15 protein-coding genes are annotated in these 21,170 nt (G+C 63.4%); 3 read left to right on the top strand and 12 right to left on the bottom strand.

All coding sequences use genetic code 11. The annotated features are described in order from the left end of the window. Window positions 1-60: 60 nt before the first annotated feature. The 5 genes from rpoC to rplJ all read right to left on the bottom strand — a co-directional run bounded on the left by rpoC (window position 61) and on the right by rplJ (window position 10,837). On the bottom strand, window positions 61-4,299 hold the full coding sequence (gene rpoC, locus BMW90_RS24730; RefSeq protein WP_074840290.1) for a DNA-directed RNA polymerase subunit beta': 4,239 nt from the start codon (window positions 4,297-4,299) through the stop codon (window positions 61-63). A gap of 79 nt (window positions 4,300-4,378) precedes the next feature. Further along, complete coding sequence (gene rpoB / locus BMW90_RS24725; RefSeq protein ID WP_048532947.1) at window positions 4,379-8,515, bottom strand: DNA-directed RNA polymerase subunit beta; 4,137 nt, start codon at window positions 8,513-8,515, stop codon at window positions 4,379-4,381. Window positions 8,516-9,049: 534 nt separating this feature from the next. After that, complete coding sequence (locus BMW90_RS24720) at window positions 9,050-9,691, bottom strand: PEBP family protein (protein WP_074840288.1); 642 nt, start codon at window positions 9,689-9,691, stop codon at window positions 9,050-9,052. A 175-nt stretch (window positions 9,692-9,866) separates the two neighbouring features. Next, entirely contained in the window at window positions 9,867-10,247 is a 381-nt protein-coding gene (gene rplL / locus BMW90_RS24715; protein ID WP_048532949.1) for a 50S ribosomal protein L7/L12, read from the bottom strand. A 71-nt stretch (window positions 10,248-10,318) separates the two neighbouring features. After that, the gene (rplJ, locus tag BMW90_RS24710) at window positions 10,319-10,837 is read right to left on the bottom strand and encodes a 50S ribosomal protein L10 (RefSeq protein WP_074840298.1); all 519 of its coding nucleotides are present in this window, start codon (window positions 10,835-10,837) and stop codon (window positions 10,319-10,321) included. Window positions 10,838-11,240: 403 nt separating this feature from the next. On the opposite strand from rplJ, the gene BMW90_RS24705 reads away from it, so the two are divergent. Beyond that, window positions 11,241-13,511, top strand: coding sequence for a polysaccharide lyase family 7 protein (locus BMW90_RS24705; protein WP_074840285.1), 2,271 nt, complete (start codon window positions 11,241-11,243; stop codon window positions 13,509-13,511). A 61-nt stretch (window positions 13,512-13,572) separates the two neighbouring features. Here BMW90_RS24705 and BMW90_RS24700 read toward each other — a convergent pair whose 3' ends face one another. The 7 genes from BMW90_RS24700 to secE form a co-directional block, all read right to left on the bottom strand. After that, window positions 13,573-15,390 (bottom strand): ATP-binding protein, encoded by a 1,818-nt coding sequence (locus tag BMW90_RS24700; RefSeq protein ID WP_074840283.1) that lies wholly within the window; start codon window positions 15,388-15,390, stop codon window positions 13,573-13,575. Next, complete coding sequence (locus BMW90_RS24695) at window positions 15,387-15,890, bottom strand: putative pterin-binding protein (RefSeq protein WP_074840282.1); 504 nt, start codon at window positions 15,888-15,890, stop codon at window positions 15,387-15,389. Before BMW90_RS24695 ends, BMW90_RS24700 begins: the two co-directional genes overlap by 4 nt. A 129-nt stretch (window positions 15,891-16,019) precedes the next feature. After that, the gene (gene rplA, locus BMW90_RS24690) at window positions 16,020-16,718 is read right to left on the bottom strand and encodes a 50S ribosomal protein L1 (protein ID WP_048532953.1); all 699 of its coding nucleotides are present in this window, start codon (window positions 16,716-16,718) and stop codon (window positions 16,020-16,022) included. 1 nt (window position 16,719) lies between these two features. After that, complete coding sequence (gene rplK / locus BMW90_RS24685) at window positions 16,720-17,145, bottom strand: 50S ribosomal protein L11 (protein ID WP_048532954.1); 426 nt, start codon at window positions 17,143-17,145, stop codon at window positions 16,720-16,722. A 163-nt stretch (window positions 17,146-17,308) separates the two neighbouring features. Then, window positions 17,309-17,842 carry a transcription termination/antitermination protein NusG gene (gene nusG, locus BMW90_RS24680; RefSeq protein WP_048532955.1) on the bottom strand — a complete coding sequence of 178 codons (534 nt, stop codon included), beginning with the start codon at window positions 17,840-17,842 and terminating at the stop codon, window positions 17,309-17,311. A 180-nt stretch (window positions 17,843-18,022) separates the two neighbouring features. After that, a complete protein-coding gene (locus BMW90_RS24675; protein ID WP_074840280.1) occupies window positions 18,023-18,664 on the bottom strand; it encodes a hypothetical protein in 642 nt (213 codons plus the stop codon). Between the two features lie 103 nt (window positions 18,665-18,767). After that, complete coding sequence (secE, locus tag BMW90_RS24670; protein WP_048532958.1) at window positions 18,768-18,965, bottom strand: preprotein translocase subunit SecE; 198 nt, start codon at window positions 18,963-18,965, stop codon at window positions 18,768-18,770. Window positions 18,966-19,143: 178 nt separating this feature from the next. On the opposite strand from secE, the gene BMW90_RS24665 reads away from it, so the two are divergent. Continuing rightward, window positions 19,144-19,947 (top strand): HAD-IIB family hydrolase, encoded by an 804-nt coding sequence (locus BMW90_RS24665; protein ID WP_074840278.1) that lies wholly within the window; start codon window positions 19,144-19,146, stop codon window positions 19,945-19,947. Next, the gene (locus BMW90_RS24660) at window positions 19,940-21,166 is read left to right on the top strand and encodes a glycosyltransferase family protein (protein WP_074840276.1); all 1,227 of its coding nucleotides are present in this window, start codon (window positions 19,940-19,942) and stop codon (window positions 21,164-21,166) included. The genes BMW90_RS24665 and BMW90_RS24660 overlap by 8 nt, the downstream gene beginning before the upstream one ends. Window positions 21,167-21,170 lie beyond the last annotated feature (4 nt).

The raw sequence follows: 21,170 nt of genomic DNA, 5'->3' as shown, positions 1-21,170 counted from the left end.
CAATGAAAAAACCCCGCCCGGTTCGCACCGGACGGGGCTGAAGCTGTCAGCGAGCTGCGATCAGTCGCGGCTGTCTTCGTCCATTACCGGCTGGGTAAAGGCATCGCCCCCCACCATGTCGTCCGAAGGTGCCGCCAGGGCGGCCGCCGCTTCCGCTTCCTCGCGGCGCGCGCCGATCACCACGTTGTCGCGGTCCTGGGCAATGCGGCGGACCTTCTGGGTCGCGCCACCGGTGCCCGCCGGGATCAGGCGGCCGACGATGACGTTCTCCTTGAGCCCCACCAGCTTGTCCTTCTTGCCCTGCACCGAGGCCTCGGTGAGAACGCGGGTGGTCTCCTGGAAGGAGGCCGCCGAGATGAACGACCGGGTCTGAAGCGAGGCCTTGGTGATCCCCAGGAGGATCGGTTCGCCCTGCGCCTCGCGCCCGCCTTTCGACAGCGCCTTTTCGTTGGCGGCGTCGAACTCGGCCTTGTCCACATGTTCGCCCTTGAGCAGCGTGGTGTCGCCCGAATCCTGGATTTCCCACTTCTGCAACATCTGGCGCACGATCACTTCGACATGCTTGTCGTTGATCTTCACGCCTTGCAGTCGATAGACGTCCTGGACCTCGTCGATCATGTAGTTGGCCAGAGCCTCGATCCCCATGATGGCGAGGATGTCGTGCGGCGCCGGGTTGCCGTCCATGATGTAGTCGCCCTTCTGGACGAAGTCACCTTCCTGAACCGGAATGTGCTTGCCCTTGGGCACCATGTATTCGACCGGCTCCAGGCTGTCGTCGGCGGGTTCGATCGCGATGCGGCGCTTGTTCTTGTAGTCCTTGCCAAAGCGCACATAGCCGTCGATCTCGGCGATGATCGCGTGGTCCTTGGGACGCCGGGCTTCGAAGAGTTCGGCCACACGCGGCAGACCACCGGTGATGTCCTTGGTCTTGGCGCCTTCACGCGGAATACGCGCCACGACGTCACCGGCCTTCACATCGACACCGTCATCGACCGACAGAATGGCGTCGACCGACATCGGATAGGTGATCGGGTTGCCCGCCTCGTTGCGCACCGGCTCGCCGTCGCCGTCGATCAGGATGATCTCGGGCTTGAGCTCGTTGCCCTTCGGAGCCGCACGCCAGTCGGCGACGATCTTCTGGGTCATGCCGGTGGCATCGTCGGTCTCCTCGCGCACGGCGACGCCGTTCACCAGGTCGACGTGACGGGCGATACCGTCCTTCTCGGCGATGATCGGCAGGGTATAGGGATCCCATTCGAACAGCTTGTCGCCGCGGGCCACCTGCTGGCCTTCCTTGACAAACAGCTTGGTGCCGTAGCCCAGCTTGAAGCTGGCCCGTTCGGCGCCGTGCTCGTCCTGGATCACCAGCTTCATGTTCCGGCCCATCACCAGGGTCTCGCCAAGGGCGTTTTCCAGTGTGTTGGCCGCCTCGAAGGCCACGACGCCATCGGTGCCCGCCTCCTGGAAGGACTGCTGACCACCCTGGGCAACGCCGCCGATGTGGAAGGTCCGCATCGTCAGCTGGGTGCCGGGTTCGCCGATCGACTGCGCCGCGATGATGCCCACCGCTTCGCCGGAGTTGACCATGGTGCCGCGCGCGAGGTCACGGCCGTAGCACATGGCACAGACGCCCTCTTCGGCCTCACAGGTCAGCGGGCTGCGGATGCGCATCTTCTGCACCCCCAGACCCTCGATGGTGTCGGCCATGCGCTCGTCGATCAGGGTGCCTGCCTTGCAGACCACGTCCTCGGTGCCGGGGGCCAGCACATCGTCGGCCGCGACACGGCCCAGGATACGCTCGCCCAGCGACGACACGATCTCGCCGTCGTTGACCGCCGCTTCCGCGGTGATCGCCCGGTCGGTTTCGCAATCGTGCAGACGCACGATGCAATCCTGCGCCACGTCCACCAGACGACGGGTCAGGTAGCCCGAGTTCGCCGTCTTCAGAGCGGTGTCCGACAGACCTTTCCGCGCACCGTGGGTCGAGTTGAAGTATTCAAGAACGGTCAGACCTTCCTTGAAGTTCGAGATGATCGGCGTCTCGATGATGTCGCCGTTCGGCTTCGCCATCAGGCCGCGCATCCCGCCCAGCTGCTTCATCTGCGTGACCGAGCCCCGGGCACCGGAGTGCGCCATCATGTAGACCGAGTTCGGCTCCATGACCGAGCCATCCTCGGCGTGACGTTCGGCCGAGATGGTCGACATCATCGCTTCGGTGACCTTGTCGTTACACTTCGACCAGGCATCGACGACCTTGTTGTACTTCTCACCTTGGGTGATCAGACCGTCCATGTACTGCTGTTCGAAGTCCTTCACCTGATCGCGCGTCTCTTCGACGATCGGCCATTTGGTGTCGGGGATGACCATGTCGTCCTTGCCGAAGGAGATGCCGGCCTTGAAGGCTTCCTTGAAGCCCATCGACATGATCTGGTCGCAGAAGATCACCGACTCTTTCTGACCGCAATAGCGGTAGACGGTGTCGATGACGCGCTGCACGTCCTTCTTCCGCAGAAGCTGGTTGACCAGTTCGAAGGGCGCCTTGGCATTCAGCGGCAGCAGACCGCCAAGCCGCAGGCGGCCCGGGGTGGTCTCGTAACGCTTCATCACCTCGAGGCCTTCGTCGTCGATCTGCTTGACCCGCGCGGTGATCTTGGCGTGCAGATGCACTTCACCGGCGCCGAGCGCGTGCTCGACTTCCTCGATCGAGGAGAAGGCCATGCCCTCGCCCTTCATGCCATCGCGCTGGATGGTGAGGTAGTAGAGACCGAGAATCATATCCTGCGACGGAACGATGATCGGCGCGCCGTTGGCGGGCGACAGGACGTTGTTGGTCGACATCATCAGCACGCGCGCTTCGAGCTGGGCTTCCAGCGAGAGCGGCACGTGTACGGCCATCTGGTCGCCGTCGAAGTCGGCGTTGAAGGCCGAACAGACCAGCGGGTGCAGCTGGATCGCCTTTCCTTCGATCAGCGTGGGCTCGAAGGCCTGGATGCCCAGACGGTGCAGCGTCGGCGCACGGTTCAGCAGAACCGGGTGCTCGCGGATCACCTCGTCGAGGATGTCCCAGACCTCGGGGCGCTCTTTCTCGACCAGCTTCTTGGCCTGCTTGACGGTCGAAGACAGACCCTTGGCTTCAAGCCGCGAATAGATGAACGGCTTGAACAGCTCGAGCGCCATCTTCTTGGGCAGACCGCACTGATGCAGCTTCAGTTCCGGCCCGGTCACGATGACCGACCGGCCCGAGAAGTCGACCCGTTTCCCCAGAAGGTTCTGACGGAAGCGGCCCTGCTTGCCCTTGAGCATGTCCGAGAGCGATTTCAGCGGACGCTTGTTGGCACCGGTGATGACGCGGCCGCGACGGCCGTTGTCGAACAGCGCATCCACCGATTCCTGAAGCATCCGCTTTTCGTTGCGGACAATGATATCCGGCGCGCGCAGCTCGATCAGCCGCTTGAGGCGGTTGTTCCGGTTGATCACGCGGCGATAGAGGTCGTTGAGGTCGGAGGTCGCAAAGCGGCCACCGTCCAGCGGCACCAACGGGCGCAGTTCCGGCGGGATGACCGGAATGACGGTCATGACCATCCATTCCGGGCGATTGCCGGATTCGAGGAAGCTCTCGACGACCTTCAGACGCTTGATGATCTTCTTGGGCTTCAGTTCGCCTGTCGCCTCTTTCAGATCGGCGCGCAGGGTCTCGGCCTCGGACTCGAGGTCGATGGCGGCCAGCATCTCGCGGATCGCCTCGGCGCCGATGTTGGCGGTGAAGGCGTCCATGCCATAGGCGTCCTGGGCGTCCATGAACTCTTCTTCGGTCATCATCTGACCGTAGGTGAGGTCGGTGAGGCCCGGTTCGATCACTACGTAGTTCTCGAAGTAGAGCACGCGTTCCAGATCACGCAGCGTCATGTCCAGCATCAGGCCGATGCGCGAGGGCAGCGACTTGAGGAACCAGATATGGGCGCAGGGCGCGGCCAGCTCGATGTGGCCCATGCGTTCGCGGCGGACCTTTTGCAGCGTGACTTCGACACCGCATTTCTCGCAGACGACGCCGCGATACTTCATGCGCTTGTACTTGCCGCAGAGGCATTCGTAATCCTTGATCGGGCCAAAGATACGCGCGCAGAACAACCCGTCACGCTCGGGCTTGAACGTGCGGTAGTTGATGGTTTCCGGCTTCTTGATCTCGCCATAAGACCACGAGAGGATCCGCTCGGGCGAGGCAAGAGACACCTTGATCTCGTCGAAGGTCTTGACCGGGGCGACGGGGTTGAACGGATTGTTGGTCAGTTCCTGGTTCATTTGATGTCCTCAAAACGGGAGGGTGCGGGGAAGGTCGGCAGGGCGGGCGTAGGGTGGGGTTTTACCCCACCGATGCGCCTCACTCATCCTCCTCCGCATCCAGGAGTTCCATGTTCAGGCCGAGGCCGCGGACTTCCTTGACGAGCACGTTGAAGCTCTCGGGAACGCCCGCCTCGAAGTTGTCCTCGCCCTTGACGATCGATTCATAGACCTTGGTCCGGCCGGCCACATCGTCCGACTTCACGGTCAGCATCTCTTGCAGGGTATAGGCGGCGCCGTAAGCTTCCAGAGCCCAGACCTCCATCTCCCCGAAGCGCTGGCCACCGAACTGCGCCTTACCGCCCAGCGGCTGCTGGGTGACGAGGCTGTAGGGCCCGGTCGAACGCGCGTGGATCTTGTCGTCCACCAGGTGGTGCAGCTTGAGCAGGTACTTCACGCCCACGGTGACAGGACGCGAGAACTGCTCGCCGGTGCGGCCGTCGAAGAGCACGGATTGGCCCGACTCCGAGAAGCCCGCACGCACCAACGCATCGTTGACGTCGCCTTCCTTGGCACCGTCGAAGACCGGTGTCGCGATCGGCACACCACGGGCGACGTTGCCCGCCGCCTCGAGCAGCCGGTTCTCGTCCATGTCCGACAGGCCTTCTTCATAGACCTCGTCACCATAGGCGATCCGCATCGCTTCGCGCACCGGGGTCAGATCACCCGAGCGGCGGTATTCGTCCAGCGCGTCGTCGACCTTGATGCCCAGACCGCGTGCGGCCCAGCCCATGTGAGTCTCGAGGATCTGACCGACGTTCATCCGCGAGGGAACGCCGAGCGGGTTGAGGCAGAAGTCGACCGGCGTGCCATCGGCGAGGAACGGCATGTCCTCCATCGGCACCACGCGCGAAATCACACCCTTGTTGCCGTGACGGCCGGCCATCTTGTCGCCCGGCTGAAGCTTGCGCTTCACCGCGATGAAGACCTTGACCATCTTCATCACGCCCGGCGGCAGGTCGTCGCCGCGGCGGACCTTCTCGACCTTGTCCTCGAAGCGGGCGTCGAGCTGGCGTTTCTGCGCCTCGTATTGCTCGTTCAGCGCCTCGACGATCTTGGCGTCTTCCTCGTCCTCGATCGCCAGCTGCCACCACTGGCCACGGCTCAGGCTGTCGAGCAGATCCTGGGTGATCTCGGAGTTCGGGCGCACGCCGCGCGGACCCTTGACCGCCACCTTGCCGAGGATCAGATCGCTGAGACGCGCATAGATGTTGCGGTCGAGGATGGCGAGCTCGTCGTCCCGGTCACGGGCCAGACGCTCGATTTCCTCACGCTCAATCTGCAACGCCCGTTCGTCTTTCTCGACGCCGTGACGGTTGAAGACACGCACTTCCACGACGGTGCCGAAATCGCCCGGCTTCACCCGCAGCGAGGTGTCGCGCACGTCCGAGGCTTTCTCACCGAAGATGGCGCGCAGGAGTTTTTCCTCCGGCGTCATCGGCGATTCACCCTTCGGAGTGATCTTGCCCACCAGGATATCGCCCGGCTCGACGTCGGCGCCGATGTAGACGATGCCCGCCTCGTCGAGGTTGCGCAGGGCTTCCTCGCCGACGTTGGGGATGTCGCGGGTGATCTCTTCCGGCCCGAGCTTGGTATCGCGGGCGGCGACTTCGAATTCTTCGATGTGAACCGAGGTAAAGACGTCGTCACGCGCGATGCGCTCGGAGATCAGGATCGAGTCTTCGTAGTTGTAGCCGTTCCACGGCATGAAGGCGACGATCACGTTCTTGCCGAGGGCCAGTTCGCCCATGTCGGTCGAGGGACCGTCGGCAATCACTTCGCCCTGCTGCACCGTGTCTCCCACCTTGACCAGCGGGCGCTGGTTGATGCAGGTGTTCTGGTTCGACCGCTGGAACTTGCGCATCCGGTAGATATCGACGCCGGGGTCGCCGACCTCGAGATTGTCGGTGGCCCGGATCACGATCCGCTGGGCATCGACCTGGTCGATAATGCCGCCACGGCGCGCGGTCACCGCCGCACCGGAGTCGCGGGCGACGATTTCCTCGATGCCGGTGCCCACAAGCGGCGCTTCCGAGCGCAGCGTGGGAACCGCCTGACGTTGCATGTTCGAGCCCATCAGAGCGCGGTTGGCGTCGTCGTTTTCAAGGAACGGAATGAGCGAGGCAGCGACCGAAACCAGCTGTTTCGGCGACACGTCGATCAGGTCCACGTTCTCGTTCGGCGACAGGGTGTAGTCGCCCGACTTCCGGGTCGAGACCAGATCGTTCACGAACTTCATGTTCTCGTCGAGGTTGGCGTTGGCCTGCGCCACGGTATGGCGCATTTCCTCGGTCGCGGACATGTAGTGCACCTCGTCGGTGACGGTGCCTTCCTTGACCACACGGTACGGTGTTTCGATGAAGCCGTATTTGTTCACGCGGGCAAACGTGGCCAGCGAGTTGATCAGACCGATGTTCGGGCCTTCCGGCGTTTCAATCGGGCACATCCGGCCATAGTGTGTCGGGTGAACGTCGCGCACCTCAAAGCCGGCGCGCTCGCGGGTCAGACCGCCCGGGCCAAGGGCCGAGAGACGGCGTTTGTGGGTGACTTCCGACAGCGGGTTGGTCTGGTCCATGAACTGCGACAGCTGCGACGAGCCGAAGAATTCGCGCACGGCGGCCGCCGCCGGTTTGGCGTTGATCAGATCCTGCGGCATGACGGTGTCGATCTCGACCGAGGACATGCGCTCCTTGATCGCGCGTTCCATGCGCAGCAGACCCACGCGGTACTGATTTTCCATCAGCTCGCCGACCGAACGCACACGGCGGTTGCCAAGGTGGTCGATGTCGTCGATGTCGCCACGCCCGTCGCGCAGATCCACCAGCGCCTTGATGCAGGCGACGATATCCTCGCGGTCCAGCGTGCGCTGGGTGTCGGGCTTATCGAGCGCCAGACGCATGTTCATCTTCACCCGACCAACGGCCGAGAGGTCATAGCGCTCGCTGTCGAAGAACAGCGTATCGAAGAGTGCCGAAGCGGCCTCGACGGTGGGCGGCTCGCCCGGACGCATCACGCGGTAGATATCCATGAGCGCGCTGTCGCGGCCCATGTTCTTGTCCTGCGCCATGGTGTTGCGCATGTAGGCGCCGACGGTGATGTTGTCGATGTCCAGCACCGGGATCTCGGTGACGCCCGCGTCGATCAGCTCTTTCAGAGTGCCGCCGGTGACATCGCCATCCTTGTCGACTTCCCAGGTCAGCTCGTCGCCGGCCTCGACGTAGATCGCGCCGTTTTCCTCGTTGATGATGTCCTTGGCGGCGAACTTGCCGACGATCTGCTCGAAGGGCAGCAGCAGATCCTTGACCTTGCCTTCGTCGATCAGCTTCTTGACCGCGCGCGGCGTCACCTTCTTGCCGGCCTCGCCGATGATCTCGCCACTGTCGGCATCCACCAGGTCATAGGTCGGGCGGGTGCCGCGCACACGCTCGGGGAAGAACTTGGTCACCCAGCCCTCACCCTTGCGCAGGGAATAGGTCACGGTGTTGTAATAGGCGTCCATGATCGCCTCTTGATCGAGCCCCAGCGCATAGAGCAGGGTCGTCACCGGCAGTTTGCGGCGACGGTCGATCCGGGCAAAGACGATGTCCTTGGCGTCGAATTCAAAGTCGAGCCAGGAGCCACGGTAGGGGATGATCCGGCAGGCAAAGAGCAGCTTGCCCGAGGAATGGGTCTTGCCCTTGTCATGGTCAAAGAACACGCCCGGCGAACGGTGCATCTGGGAAACGATGACCCGCTCGGTGCCGTTCACGACAAAGGTGCCGTTCGGCGTCATCAGGGGCATGTCGCCCATGTAGACATCTTGTTCCTTGATATCCTTGACGGATTTCGCGCCGGTATCCTCATCGATATCAAACACGATCAGCCGCAGCGTCACCTTGAGCGGCGCGCTGTAGGTCAGGTCGCGTTGCTGACATTCCTCGACATCGAACTTCGGCTTTTCCAGCGCGTAATCGACGAATTCGAGAACCGCGGTCTCGTTGAAATCCTTGATCGGAAAGACCGACTGGAAGACACCCTTGATGCCCTCGCCATCCATCGGCTCGAGCTGGTCGCCGGACTTCAGGAACAGGTCATAAGAGCTTTTCTGAACCTCGATGAGGTTCGGCATTGCGAGGACTTCACGGATTTTGCCGTAGTACCGGCGAAGACGTTTCTGGCCAAGGAAGCTTTGCGCCATGAGGGGAGTGCCCTTTCGATTTTCTCTGCCCGAACGCGCGCAGTGCCGGGGCTGCAACGGCGCATTCTCGTCAGTGACGGCGTGAAACGGATCCATTCTCGGCGCACGTCCCACCGCGCGTCACTCGATCTCGATTTCCCTGCCTTGGAAAACTCCCCGATCGGGGGGCTTGCCAAGAAGGGCCTGCGAACCATCTGTTTGGAAAGATCGGAATATGGGGGTTACTACGATGATTTCAATGCGTCGCCGCCACCTCATATTCAGAACGAAACACGCACGGGTTCGAATCGGTCGAACCCGCGGGAGACTTCCGAATATTCGGTGAACAGCGCGAACGCAAGACCCCTCAGGAGGGTTTCGCGTTTTCTTGACATCCGCCGAGTGTGACAAAAACCGGCCCGCTGGTCAAGCAGCGAGGGCCGTTGCATAGCGGCCCTGAACGCCAATGTTGTCGAAAATGCGCGTGATCTGACCGCGGCAACCGTCACTTTTCCGCTTGCGCGCCTCACGTGATCGTGACGTACGCCACAATGGTCACTTCACGCTCAACCGGCACAACAGGGTGTTGCTCTGCTCCAGGTCGGGGCCCCAGATCAGCGCCGCCTCTTCGGCCCAGTCGATCTCGTCATAGCCCTCTTTCGGGCCGACCTCCTCTTCGGAATAGACGCTGGCGGCGGTCCAACCCGAGGCATCGAAGCCCGCATGATCCCAGCCGACCGGCTCGTCCTCCGCCTCGAACCCGCAGGGCGCGCTGCCCGCCACCGGCGTTTCCTCGGCGGCACAGGATTTGTCGAGCGGCGCGGTATGGATGACGCGGCATTGCCAATCGGCGTCGCTGACCGCGACCATCTCGCCCGCCGCGTCGCGGATCTGAAGGATCAGCCCGCCGTCGCCCATCTGCTGCCGATCGGTGCCGATATACTCGAGACCGGTGTCATCCTGCCTGTAGTCCATCGCCACCACCCCGATCACGAAGGGCCGGTCGGCATCGAAGCTGAAGCTTTCGGCGTTGAAAGACCGTTCGGTGCTGGCCGGCACACTGTCTTCGGCAACGGTTTCGCCGTTGATCCGCATCTCGAACCAATTGTCGGCCCAGACATCGGCCTGGAATGTTTCAGCCGAGAGCGCGCCCGAGGACATGGCAAGCAGGGTTGCGGCGGCAAAAATACGGGTCATGAGGTCATCCTTGTCACTGGTGAGGGCCGGATACGCGGCTGTGCCCTGTTGACCCGAAACGATAGGTGGGACCGGCAAAAAAACAAGCGCCCCCGAAACGGAGGCGCTTGCGGTAATCCAACCCTGAGGCGGAGACCCGGAGGATGTCCGGCGTGACCCCGCCGTCAGGCCGCGATCACTTGAGCTCGACTTCGGCGCCAGCTGCTTCCAGCTTGCCTTTGATCTCTTCGGCTTCTTCTTTCGAAACCTGCTCTTTGACAGCCTTGCCGCCGGCTTCGACCAGCTCTTTGGCTTCTTTCAGGCCCAGGCCGGTGATGCCACGGACTTCTTTGATGACGTTGATCTTCTTGTCGCCTGCGGCTTTCAGGATCACGTCAAATTCGGTTTGCTCCTCAGCAGCCGCGGCGCCTGCGCCGTCTGCCGGGCCGGCCATCATCACTGCGCCGCCAGCTGCGGGCTCGATGCCGTACTCGTCTTTGAGGATGGTTTTCAGTTCTTGTGCTTCCAGCAGGGTCAGACCAACGATCTCTTCTGCCAGTTTCTTCAGATCAGCCATTTTTGACTCTTTCCGTATCTAGATGTGTTCCAACGTGTGGGCGCATGCCCCACGAAAGTCTTCGGTTTGCCTTACGCCGCTTCGGCCTTTTCCTCGATGGTCGAGAGGATGGAAGCGATGTTCGAAGCAGGTGCGCCAATGGCACCGGCGATGTTCGAAGCAGGTGCGCCGATCATGCCCGCGATGGTAGCAATGAGCTCATCACGCGACGGCATTTTCGACACGGCCTCGACACCGGCACGGTCCAGAGCGTTTTCACCCATTGCACCGCCAAGGATTTCGAACTTCTTGTTCTCCTTGGCGAAGCCCTCGGCGACCCGGGCTGCTGCCACGGGGTCCTCGGAATAGGTGAGCACGGTCATGCCCGAAAGGTAGTCAGCAATGCTTGCGCAGGGCTTTCCCTCAAGGGCGATCTTGGCGAGCCTGTTCTTGGCGACACGTACAGCACCACCCGCATCGCGCGCACGCGAACGGAGGTCTTGCATCTCGGCAACCGTGAGACCTTCGTAGTGGGCAACCACCACGACGCCAGAGCTTTCGAAGATCTGGCCGAGTTCGTCGACCAATTTCTCTTTCTGGGCTCTATCCACAGTTTCACTCCAATTGTGGGGGTTTCCCCCCGGCTCGGTTCTGCCGGGCTTGCACCCGGCGTTCAGGTCCTTTTTACGGGGGTCCGCCAAGAACGCCCGAGGCGCAAAGCCCTCGGCCAATCTGGTCTTCTCCCGTCTCAGGCAGGAAATTAAGCCGCGGATTTGACCCGGGGCACCCACCGTCTCGGACGAAATGTACCACGCGGCCCGAATCGGACCTGCGGCACAGGTGCGTGCAGTAAGACGGATCGGGGCCGGGATCAAGGCCCGAGTAGGCTCGGCGCCTTTCCGCCTCTGCCCCCCTGTCGTACAGGAAACCACTGGCGCCAATCCGCTACATCTGACAGTCTAGTATCCCAGATAGCTTTACCGCTATCTCGATCACAGCATTTGGGAGGACACTGTGAACCACCTTCTTCGGAATTCCATTCTGCTGGGCGTCGCCTCGGTTTTCGGGACGCAGGCCTTTGCCAATACCGCGTGTGACGGTATCGGCAGCCTGACCATCGTCTCGGCGACCGACGACGGCCTCTACGAGGAAACCCACGGCCCCGAGAATACCATCGATGGCAATTTCGACCCGGATTCGCGCTGGTCGAACCAGGGCCAGGGCACACCGAAAAGCCTGCTGCTCGATCTCGGCGCCGAGCAGACTGTGAAATCGCTGGCGATTGCCTGGTACAAGGGCGACAGCCGCAAATCCACCTTCGAAGTCGAAACCTCACCCGATGGGGCGCGCTTCGAAACCGTGCGGGCCGAAGGCCAGTCGGGCGGCGGAACGCGGGATCTCGAGCGCTACGACATCGCGCCGGTTCAGGCGCAGTACCTGCGCATCAACGCAAAGGGCAACGAGGCCAACGACTGGAACTCCATTGTCGAAGTGGCGGCCTATGGCTGCGGCACACCGGTGGACAAACCCGACCAGCCGGTGCTGACCGAGCGGCAGGGGGCCGGGCTGTACGGTCTCGACCCTGAAAAGACGCCGGGCGAGAATTTCGACCTCGCGGGCTGGTACGTGACCACCCCCGCCGATGATGACGGCGACGGCACGTCCGACAGCGTCTATGAAAACGAGCTTGCCGCCGGCTGGACCGATCCGCGCTATTTCTACACCGATCCGGCCACTGGCGGCATGGTGTTCCGGGTGACACCGGCGGGGGCCAAGACCTCGGCCAATACATCTTATACCCGCACCGAGCTGCGCGGCATGCTGCGCCGGGGCGATTATGCCATCCAGACCCGGATCGAGGGCGGATATCCCAACAAGAACAACTGGGTCTTTTCCTCGGCCCCGCTTTCGGCCCAGGCCGCATCGGCGGGCGTCGATGGCACGCTGCGCGCCACGCTCTCGGTCAACCAGGTCACCCGCCAGGGAAAGGCCTATCAGGTCGGCCGCGTGGTCATCGGGCAGATCCACGCCAAGAACGATGAGCCGATCCGGCTGTATTACCGCAAGCTGCCGCAGAACAAATACGGCTCGATCTATTTCGCGCATGACCCCGAGACCGGCAAGGAGGTCTGGGTGGACGTGATCGGCGGCCGGGGCGACCGGATTGCCAACCCCGAGGACGGCATCGCGCTGGACGAGATTTTCAGCTACGAGATCAAAGTCACGGGCAGGCCCGAGGGCGACCGGATCATTCCCATGCTGCACCTCAAGATTATCCGCGACGACGGGACGGAGGTGGTGGCCGAGCCCTTCGACATGCGCGACAGCGGATTTTCCGTCGAGGACGAGTTCATGTTCTTCAAGGCCGGCGCCTATACCGGCAACAACACCAGCCCCGCGCCCGAGACCGATTTCGACCGGGTGATCTTTTACGCGTTGGACTACACGCACGACGCGCCGCCGGCCGACGGACCGCCGCTGACCAAGACCACCGCGCAACGCTCCCCGGCGCCGGCTGCCCCGGCCAGCCCCGGCATCGTGTTTGACGACAGTTTCGCCGATGGCGGCCGCGACGACGGCTCTGACGCCAGCGACAGCAACTGGTGGACCACCTCGAACAGCAGTTCGATCGAGGTCTCCCAGGGCCGGCTGGGCCTGGTCTCCGGCGGCTCGGGCCGGGGCATCCGCACCACCTTTGCGCCGCAGATGCTGACCGAGGGGCATACGCTGAAGGCCAGTTTTACCTTCGAGACGCCGGCGACCACAGGTCACGACCGGGGGGCCGCCTTCCGCGTCGGGCTGTTTGATACGCTGGGCCGTGGCGCGCTCGAGGGCGACCTTTCGGCCTCGTCAAAAAGCCCGAATGCCACGTATGACGGGCTGCCGGGGTATCTGATCACTTACGACGTCAACACCGCCGAAGCCGCCAATATCGAGGTCCGCAAGCACAACGACCAAGCTCTCGGCCGGCTGCTCGGCGGGCTCGACGCATGGGACATGCTGGGCGAAGGCGGCGCGTCCTATCGGTTCGCGGCCGGTCAGACCTATACCGGCACGCTCGCGGTGGCAAAACGCGCCGAGGGCGTCGAGATCACCGGCACGCTGATGCAGGATGGCGAAGTGCTCAGCACCTTCAGCCAGATCGACCCGGGCAGTGATATCGACACCCTGGGCATGCTGGCCTTTCACGTGAACTCCAAGACCTTCGGCTCTTCCAAATCGCCGGGCGAGACCGACAATGGCCTCGATTTCACCAATGTGAAACTGGAAGTGCTGGCCGAGTGATCTGCCGCCAGGATCATGGCAAGGGCGCCCCTCGCGGTGCCCTTGCTGCACCCCAGAGAGCTCAGGCAGCGCCGGCAACCGCGGCGGGATCGGCCGGCGCGGCATCCAGCTTGGCCAGAAGCGTCTTTTTCGACACCGGCTTGCCGATCACGTCGTTCATGCCTTCTTCCAGGTAGCCGCGCCTTTGATGTTCCATGATATTCGCGGTCACCGCGATGATACGCACCGGCGGCCGGTCGTTTGCCGACTCGAGCCGGCGAATGCGGCGGGTGGCCTCGATCCCGTCCATCACCGGCATCTGGATATCCATCAGGATGATGTCAAAATCCGTGGCCTCGACCGTGGCCACCGCATCGGCGCCATCGGCGGCCTCGGCAATTCGGCTGGCCCGATCTTTGAGAAAGCGCCGCAGCAGCAGCCGGTTGGTGGCATTGTCATCGACCACCAGCACCCGCGGCCCGGCGCGCGATGCGGCGTCCGGCGCCGGCCCGGCGTCCACCGGGGCGGCGGCCGTATCGGCGGGGTCGACCGCGGGCAGATCGAGATCGAACCAGAAGATCGCGCCCTCGCCCACCGCGCTCTCGAGGCCGATGTCGCCGCCCATCGCCTCGATCAGCTGGCGCGAGACCGACAGGCCGAGGCCGGTGCCACCGTGTTTGCGGGTGATGCTGACATCGGCCTGGGTGAAAGGCCGGAAAATCATCGCCTGGTCTTCCGGCGCGACCCCCGGCCCGGTGTCACGCACCGATATGCGGATGCGGTCGGTGTCGGGCAGCCGCTCGGCGGTGATCCGAACTTCGCCCTCGGCGGTGAATTTCAGCCCGTTGCTGATCAGGTTGTGCAACACCTGCCGCAGCCGCGTGCCGTCGCCCATCACCCGGCGCGGCAGGTCCGGCGCAAGCTCGGTGCGCAGCCGCAGCCCCTTGTCCCGGGCGGTGGATCGATAGAGCGCATGGGCAACCCCGATCGCCTCGGCCAGATCGAAGGGGCGGCGATCGATCACCAGTTCGCCGGCCTCCACCTTGGCCAGGTCGAGCACATCGTTCAGCGTGTTCAGAAGCACCTCGCCGGATTGCCGGATGATCTTGACGCAGGCGGTCTGATCGGTGTCGAGCCGGGTTTCGGCCAGCTCGCCCGCCATGCCGAGGATGCCGTTCAGGGGGGTGCGGATCTCATGGCTGACATTGGCCAGAAAGCGGGTCTTGGCCTCGCTGGCCTGGGCCGCCGCCTGCCGCAGCCGCATCTCGCGCTTCTGCGCCACGCCGGCATAGATGATCTCGGCGATGACATACATCACCAGCAGGCCCATCAGCGCGACGATCAGCGTCTGCAACCGTTCGGAACCGGCATCCTCGAGCGTGCGCAGGGTCAGCTCGGCAAAGCTTCGGTTCTGGAAAGTGGCCAGCCAGATCACGCGCAACTCGCGTGCGATACCCGACATCTCTTCGGCGAGGCTGACCGCGACCCGCGGCGGGATCAGCGGCCGCTCGAAGATCGCCTCTTCCTCGGCAGCAAGCAGCGCGCGGAACCGGGTCAGGATCTCGCGCATCTCCTCGGTCGCTCCGACGGCGGTGTTGTCGACCACATCGACCCGGCTCCAGAGCAGCTCGAAGCTGAATTCCACATCGGCGCGCTTGACCTCGCCGGTGGCATGCAACCGCAACGCCATCGAAAAGCGCAGCGTCTCGAACACCAGCTCGCTGACCTTCCAGGAGGTCGCCGAAACCCGGTCCATCGCGCGCTCCTTGGTCCGGGTCATATCCGCCTGCTGCGCGACAAAGAGCACCGCAAGCGCCACGATCACGGCGACCGCCACAATCGCGCGGATGCTGCGCCCATGCTCGACCAGCGCGCCCTTGACCGCGGCCAGCCGGGTCACGGCCCGACGTGCACCTTTGCCAACTGCCAGACCATCTGGTTGTCAAACGGCGCATCCGCCGCCTCGGTCTCGGTCAGCGGAAAGACAATCCAGATCGGGCCCTTGTCGCGAATTCGCATCGGCCGCCCGGCATGATCCATCGCCAGCAGCGCCCCATGTCGCACCGCCAGATCGCGGGGAAAGGAAACCGCGTAATCGTTCAGCGCCGTCACCGTCAGAGTATCGCCACGGGCCTGCGCCGCCGCCAGCACCGATGCCAGGGTCGGCCCGGCAAAGACCTGCGGCCCCTCGGTGAAGGAGGTGAAGGTCTCGATCTCGCGCCAGTCCAGCGCCATGAGCATGTCGCGGTCGAACTCGGCCATGTCTTCGGTGTTGGTGGCCGAGATATCGCCGGAAACGGTAAGCAGAACCCGCCCCTCCGGCGCGGAAAGCTCGGCCCGGGCGGCGGGCACCGCGCAGGCCATGGCCAGAAACAGGGTTGTCAGGATCTTGGGTAACATGGCGCAGCTCTCCTTTGTCGCCGGTGTCGAAAACGCCGGCAGGATGCGCGCAATTGCCTAAGAAACCCTTGCCCAAAAACGAAAAAACGCGCCCCAAGGGACGCGTTTTTCCTTAAATCTTGAAACGGATTATTCGGCGTTGGCCGATTCCACCGCCACCGACACGCCCGGGCCCATGGTCGAACTGAGCGAGATCTTCTTCATGTAGGTGCCCTTGGCGCCGGCCGGCTTGGCTTTCGACACGGCACCGACAAAGGCGCGCACGTTCTCGGCCAGTTTCTCGGCATCGAAAGAGGCTTTGCCCACGCCAGCGTGCACGACACCGGCCTTCTCGACCTTGAACTGAACCTGGCCGCCCTTGGCGGATTTGACCGCTTCGGCCACATCCATGGTCACGGTGCCGACCTTGGGGTTCGGCATCAGGTTGCGCGGGCCCAGAACCTTGCCCAGACGGCCGACGATCGGCATCATGTCCGGGGTGGCAATGCAGCGATCGAACTCGATCTTGCCGGATTGCACGGTTTCCATCAGGTCCTCTGCACCGACGATGTCGGCACCGGCGGCTTCGGCTTCCTCGGCCTTGGCGCCACGGGCAAAGACGGCGACGCGCACGGTCTTGCCGGTGCCGTTGGGCAGGCCGACGACGCCGCGGACCATCTGGTCGGCGTGGCGCGGATCGACGCCGAGGTTGACGGCGATTTCGACGGTTTCGTCGAATTTCGCGTTGGCATTGCCCTTGATCAGGTCAATCGCCTCTTCGACCGAGACGTTTTCCTTGCCGGCAAAGGCTTCGCGGGCGGCGCGGCTGCGTTTTCCAAGTTTCGCCATCTTACTTCACCTCGATGCCCATGGAGTTGGCCGAGCCAACAATGATCTTCATCGCCGCTTCGATATCGTTGGCGTTGAGATCCTTCATCTTCGCTTCGGCGATTTCACGCACCTGCTTGACAGTGACCGAGCCCACGGTTTCCCGCGACGGGGTCTTGGCGCCGGATTTCAGCTTGGCGGCCTTCTTCAGGTAGTAAGACGCGGGCGGCGTCTTGATGTCCATGGTGAAGGACTTGTCCTGATAGTAGGTGATCACGGTCGGGCACGGCGCGCCGGGCTCCATGTCCTGCGTCTTGGCGTTGAACGCCTTGCAGAATTCCATGATGTTGATGCCGCGCTGACCGAGCGCGGGGCCGACGGGCGGCGACGGGTTGGCTTGCCCTGCGGGCACTTGCAGCTTCATGCTGCCGACGAGCTTCTTGGCCATTGGCCTTCTCCTTTGTCATCGGTGGGTTTGAAACCCACCCTATGAGCCCGGAACGCGTTCCGGGCTCCTGCTAGCGTGGTGGGGCTCCGGCACGCGTGCCCTTGCCTCCCACGAACGAACGGACCTTGCGGCCCGCAGGGTGGGTGTTCAACCCACCGCTCCCTCAGCCCTGTTTCGAGACCTGAGTGAATTCCAGTTCCACCGGCGTCTCCCGGCCAAAGATCGAGACCGACACCTTGAGGCGCTGGTTGTCCTCGTCGACCTCTTCGATCATGCCGTCGAAATCCTCGAACGGCCCGTCCGAGACCTTGACCTTCTCGCCGACCTCGAAGTGGATCAGCGTGCGCGGCGTCTCTTCGCCTTCGGCAACACGGCCCAGGATCGCCTCGACCTCGGCATCGCGCATCGGCATCGGGCGGCCCTGCGGGCCGAGGAAACCGGTGACGCGGTTGATCGAGTTGATCAGGTGGTAGCCCTGATCCGACATTTCCATCCGCACCAGCACATAGCCCGGCATGAAACGGCGTTCGGTTGTCACCTTCTTGCCACGGCGGACCTCGATCACCTCTTCGGTGGGCACCAGAACCTCTTCGATCTGATCCTCGAGCCCCTGCTCTTCCACCGCTTGCTTGATCTGTTCGGCAATCTTCTTCTCGAAGTTCGAGAGGACGCTGACCGAATACCACCGTTTTGCCATCTGGCGCTCACCTTGCGTTGACCCGGCCTGCCCGACCGAAAGCGTTTTTGTTCATTGCCATGGGCCTGGCCCGGCATGAGTCCCAGAAACAAAAAATCGGCGCGTGAACCGAATCGCCACGCGCCAGATGTCTTGGGATGGCGGCTGTTTACTGCCCCATCGGAACGATTTCAAGGGGGCTTACCCCAGCCCGAGCCGATACATGACGGCCTTGATCCGGTCCTTGCGGCGCCACATGTCGCCGGCCACCACCCGGCGCATCTCCTTTTCGGAGATCTGCCAGGTCGCAAAGCTCACCCGGTTCTTGGCCGCCGGCAGCCGTACCACGGTGGGAAAATGCATCGCAATGCGGGCCTGCCACCACTCCGGCGGCTGCACCGTCGCATGGGCGTTCTCGCCACTGTCGAGCACCTTGGAAGCCGGTGCCGTGGCGATATTGAAATAGGCATGATCGGTCAGCCCACGCACATCCGAGATCAGCAGGTCCACCTCGGTCTCGTCGAGATGCTCGAGCACGTCGGTGTTCATCACCAGATCGGCCTGCGCCACCGGAAGCGTCTCGAGGCCGGGAATGGCCGGATCATAAAGGTAATGCGTCAGCCCCAGCTTTTTTGCCACCCGCTCGGCCGCCTGCGATTTGCCGCAGCCGAAATCCAGCAGCGTCTTCGGCTGCCAACCCGGGGTGGTGGCCTGACCGGCGCGCACCGCATCGGCGATCAGCCCGACCAGCTTTTGCGACGAGCGGCCGTACCGCGGATCGGTGCGGTGAATCTCGCGGTAATGGGCCAGATTGCGCGTTGCGGAACTCTTCAGATCTGCCATGGGACCTCCTTGACCTGATGGAATACCCAGCCTCCCGGGCGCAAGGCCCGGACCGGCTGGCAGCTGACATGCCCCGGCCGCCGCGCGGCGCGGGAGCGGGAGGTCAGCCGAACATGTTCAGGACAGCCTGAAGCCCGCCGCGGATTAGCAGATCGACGATGGCAAAGAAGATCGCCGTCAGGGTCGCCATGATGAATACCATCACCGTGGTCAGCAGCACTTCGCGGCGGGTGGGCCAGACGACCTTGGCGATCTCGGCGCGCACCTGCTGAATGAACTGAAGGGGGTTGGTCATTGCCATTGGTCTGTCCTTGCAAGGGTCAGGGGGCGACTTACGCGCCTCGCCGACAGATTTCAAGGTCCGCCGCACCGGCTTTGCCGGCGAGGCCTGCCTGTTTTCTAGGCAGCGACGGTCAATTACGCGCCAGAGACACCCGCCATCTGTGGCGCCTTGGCTGCCGGCTGCCTAGTCTTTGAGCATGACTCGCGCCCTGCCCCTTCTCGTGTTCTCCGATCTCGACGGCACCCTGCTCGATCACGAAAGCTATTCCTTCGCCCCCGCCCGGGCCGCGCTGGCCGCGCTGGCAGAGATCGGCGCCGGCGTGGTTCTCGCCACCAGCAAGACTGCCGCCGAGGTGGCACCGCTGCGCGCGGCACTCGGCCTCGCCGGCTGGCCCGCCATCGTCGAGAACGGCGCCGGGCTGCTTGCGGCGGGTGCCGAGGAGGGCTTTGACGACAGCGTTTATCGCGCCATCCGGAAAACCCTGCGTCAGTTGCCGCAAGGGTTTTGCGCCTTCGACGGTTTTGGCGACATGAGCGACGCCGAAGTCGCCCGTGTCACCGGGTTGCCGCGCGCGCAGGCCGCCCTTGCCCGGCGCCGCGAATTCAGCGAGCCGGGGCGCTGGACCGGCACGCCGGCCGGGCTGGAGAAGTTTCTCGCCAGCGCCGGCAAGGCCGGACTGCACGCCCGGCGCGGCGGCAGGTTTCTCACGTTTTCCCACGGTCAGACCAAGGCCGACCAGATGGCGGCGCTGATCGCGCAATACACGCCGCGAATGACGCTGGCGCTCGGCGATGCGCCCAACGACATCGAAATGCTGGAAGCGGCCGATCGCGGCGTCATCATCCCCAACCCGCACAGCCGCCCCCTGCCGCGCCTGCCGGGCGAGGACAGCGGCCGGGTGCGCCGCGCCGAAACGCCGGGACCGGAGGGCTGGAACGCCGCCGTGCTGGCCCTAGTACAAGACGTGAAGCACAACAAAGAGGCGCCTTCAGATGGCTGATTTCCACCAGAACGGCAATATCACCACCCTGCACAATCTGCGCACCCGCGAGTTGCACGATCTCGAATACGAGCTGACCACCTATGCCCAGACCCGGCGCATTTCGCTGATCCTGCCGTCGCTCTATTCCGAGCTTGAAGGCACGGCGCTGCCGCACATCCTCGAAGAGCTCTCGCATGTGCCCTACCTGCACCGGATCATCATCGGTCTCGATCGCGCCGACGAGACCGAATACCGCCATGCCCGCAAGTTCTTTGACCGGCTGCCGCAGACCCATACTGTGATCTGGAACGACAGCCCGCGGATGCAGGCGCTGGATGCAAGGCTGACGCGCCACGGGCTGGCGCCGCAGGAACAGGGCAAGGGCAAGAACGTCTGGTCCTCGATCGGCTATCTCATCGCCTGTGCCGACAGCGCAGTGCTGGCACTGCACGATTGCGATATCCTGACCTATGAACGCGAGATGCTGGCGCGGCTGGTCTATCCGGTGGCCAACCCGTCGTTCCCCTACCAGATGTCCAAGGGCTATTACCCTCGAATCGGCGGCGACAAGCTGAACGGCCGGGTCACGCGGCTGCTGGTATCGCCGATCCTGATCGCGCTGAAAAAGGTGATCGGCGACCGCGACTATATCGACTACCTGCGCTCCTTCCGATATCCACTCTCGGGCGAGTTTGCCATGCGCACGCCGATCCTGCCCGACTTGCGCATTCCCTCGGACTGGGGGCTGGAGATCGGCACGTTGTCGGAGGCCTGGCGCAACCTGGCGCCGAAATCGGTCTGTCAGGTCGAGATCTCGGACGCCTATGACCACAAGCACCAGGATCTCTCGCCCGAGGATGCCAGCAAGGGGCTGAGCCGCATGTCGACCGACATCTGCAAGGCGATCTTCCGCAAGCTGGCGGCCGATGGCACCGTGTTCACACCCAATGTCTTTCGCACGCTCAAGGCCACCTATTACCGCACGGCGCTCGACCTGCTCGACAGCTACGCCAATGACGCGACGATGAACGGGCTCAGCTTTGACCGGCATCGCGAGGAAAAGAGCATCGAACTGTTTGCCGAGAACATCATCTCGGCCGGTCAGGTCTTTCTCGACAATCCGCACGAGACGCCCTTTATCCCCACCTGGCACCGCGTCCACGCCGCAGACCCGAGCTTCCTGGCTGATCTGCGCACTGCCGTCTCTGAGGACGAGGCCGAATTCGACCCGGCCTGAGGCG

It is taken from the genome of Marinovum algicola (assembly GCF_900109145.1).
In the GTDB taxonomy this organism is placed as follows: domain Bacteria; phylum Pseudomonadota; class Alphaproteobacteria; order Rhodobacterales; family Rhodobacteraceae; genus Marinovum; species Marinovum algicola.
The sequence above is the reverse complement of the archived record's forward strand: the minus strand, read 5'-3'. Positions and strand labels throughout refer to the sequence as shown.

What these genes read in the sequence shown, in the direction of transcription:
- rpoC (WP_074840290.1), bottom strand. Translation starts at nt 4,299, where the DNA reads ATGAACCAGGAACTGACCAACAATCCGTTCAACCCCGTCGCCCCGGTC.
- rpoB (WP_048532947.1), bottom strand. Translation starts at nt 8,515, where the DNA reads ATGGCGCAAAGCTTCCTTGGCCAGAAACGTCTTCGCCGGTACTACGGC.
- BMW90_RS24720 (WP_074840288.1), bottom strand. Translation starts at nt 9,691, where the DNA reads ATGACCCGTATTTTTGCCGCCGCAACCCTGCTTGCCATGTCCTCGGGC.
- rplL (WP_048532949.1), bottom strand. Translation starts at nt 10,247, where the DNA reads ATGGCTGATCTGAAGAAACTGGCAGAAGAGATCGTTGGTCTGACCCTG.
- BMW90_RS24695 (WP_074840282.1), bottom strand. Translation starts at nt 15,890, where the DNA reads ATGTTACCCAAGATCCTGACAACCCTGTTTCTGGCCATGGCCTGCGCG.
- rplA (WP_048532953.1), bottom strand. Translation starts at nt 16,718, where the DNA reads ATGGCGAAACTTGGAAAACGCAGCCGCGCCGCCCGCGAAGCCTTTGCC.
- rplK (WP_048532954.1), bottom strand. Translation starts at nt 17,145, where the DNA reads ATGGCCAAGAAGCTCGTCGGCAGCATGAAGCTGCAAGTGCCCGCAGGG.
- nusG (WP_048532955.1), bottom strand. Translation starts at nt 17,842, where the DNA reads ATGGCAAAACGGTGGTATTCGGTCAGCGTCCTCTCGAACTTCGAGAAG.
- BMW90_RS24675 (WP_074840280.1), bottom strand. Translation starts at nt 18,664, where the DNA reads ATGGCAGATCTGAAGAGTTCCGCAACGCGCAATCTGGCCCATTACCGC.
- secE (WP_048532958.1), bottom strand. Translation starts at nt 18,965, where the DNA reads ATGGCAATGACCAACCCCCTTCAGTTCATTCAGCAGGTGCGCGCCGAG.
- BMW90_RS24665 (WP_074840278.1), top strand. Translation starts at nt 19,144, where the DNA reads ATGACTCGCGCCCTGCCCCTTCTCGTGTTCTCCGATCTCGACGGCACC.
- BMW90_RS24660 (WP_074840276.1), top strand. Translation starts at nt 19,940, where the DNA reads ATGGCTGATTTCCACCAGAACGGCAATATCACCACCCTGCACAATCTG.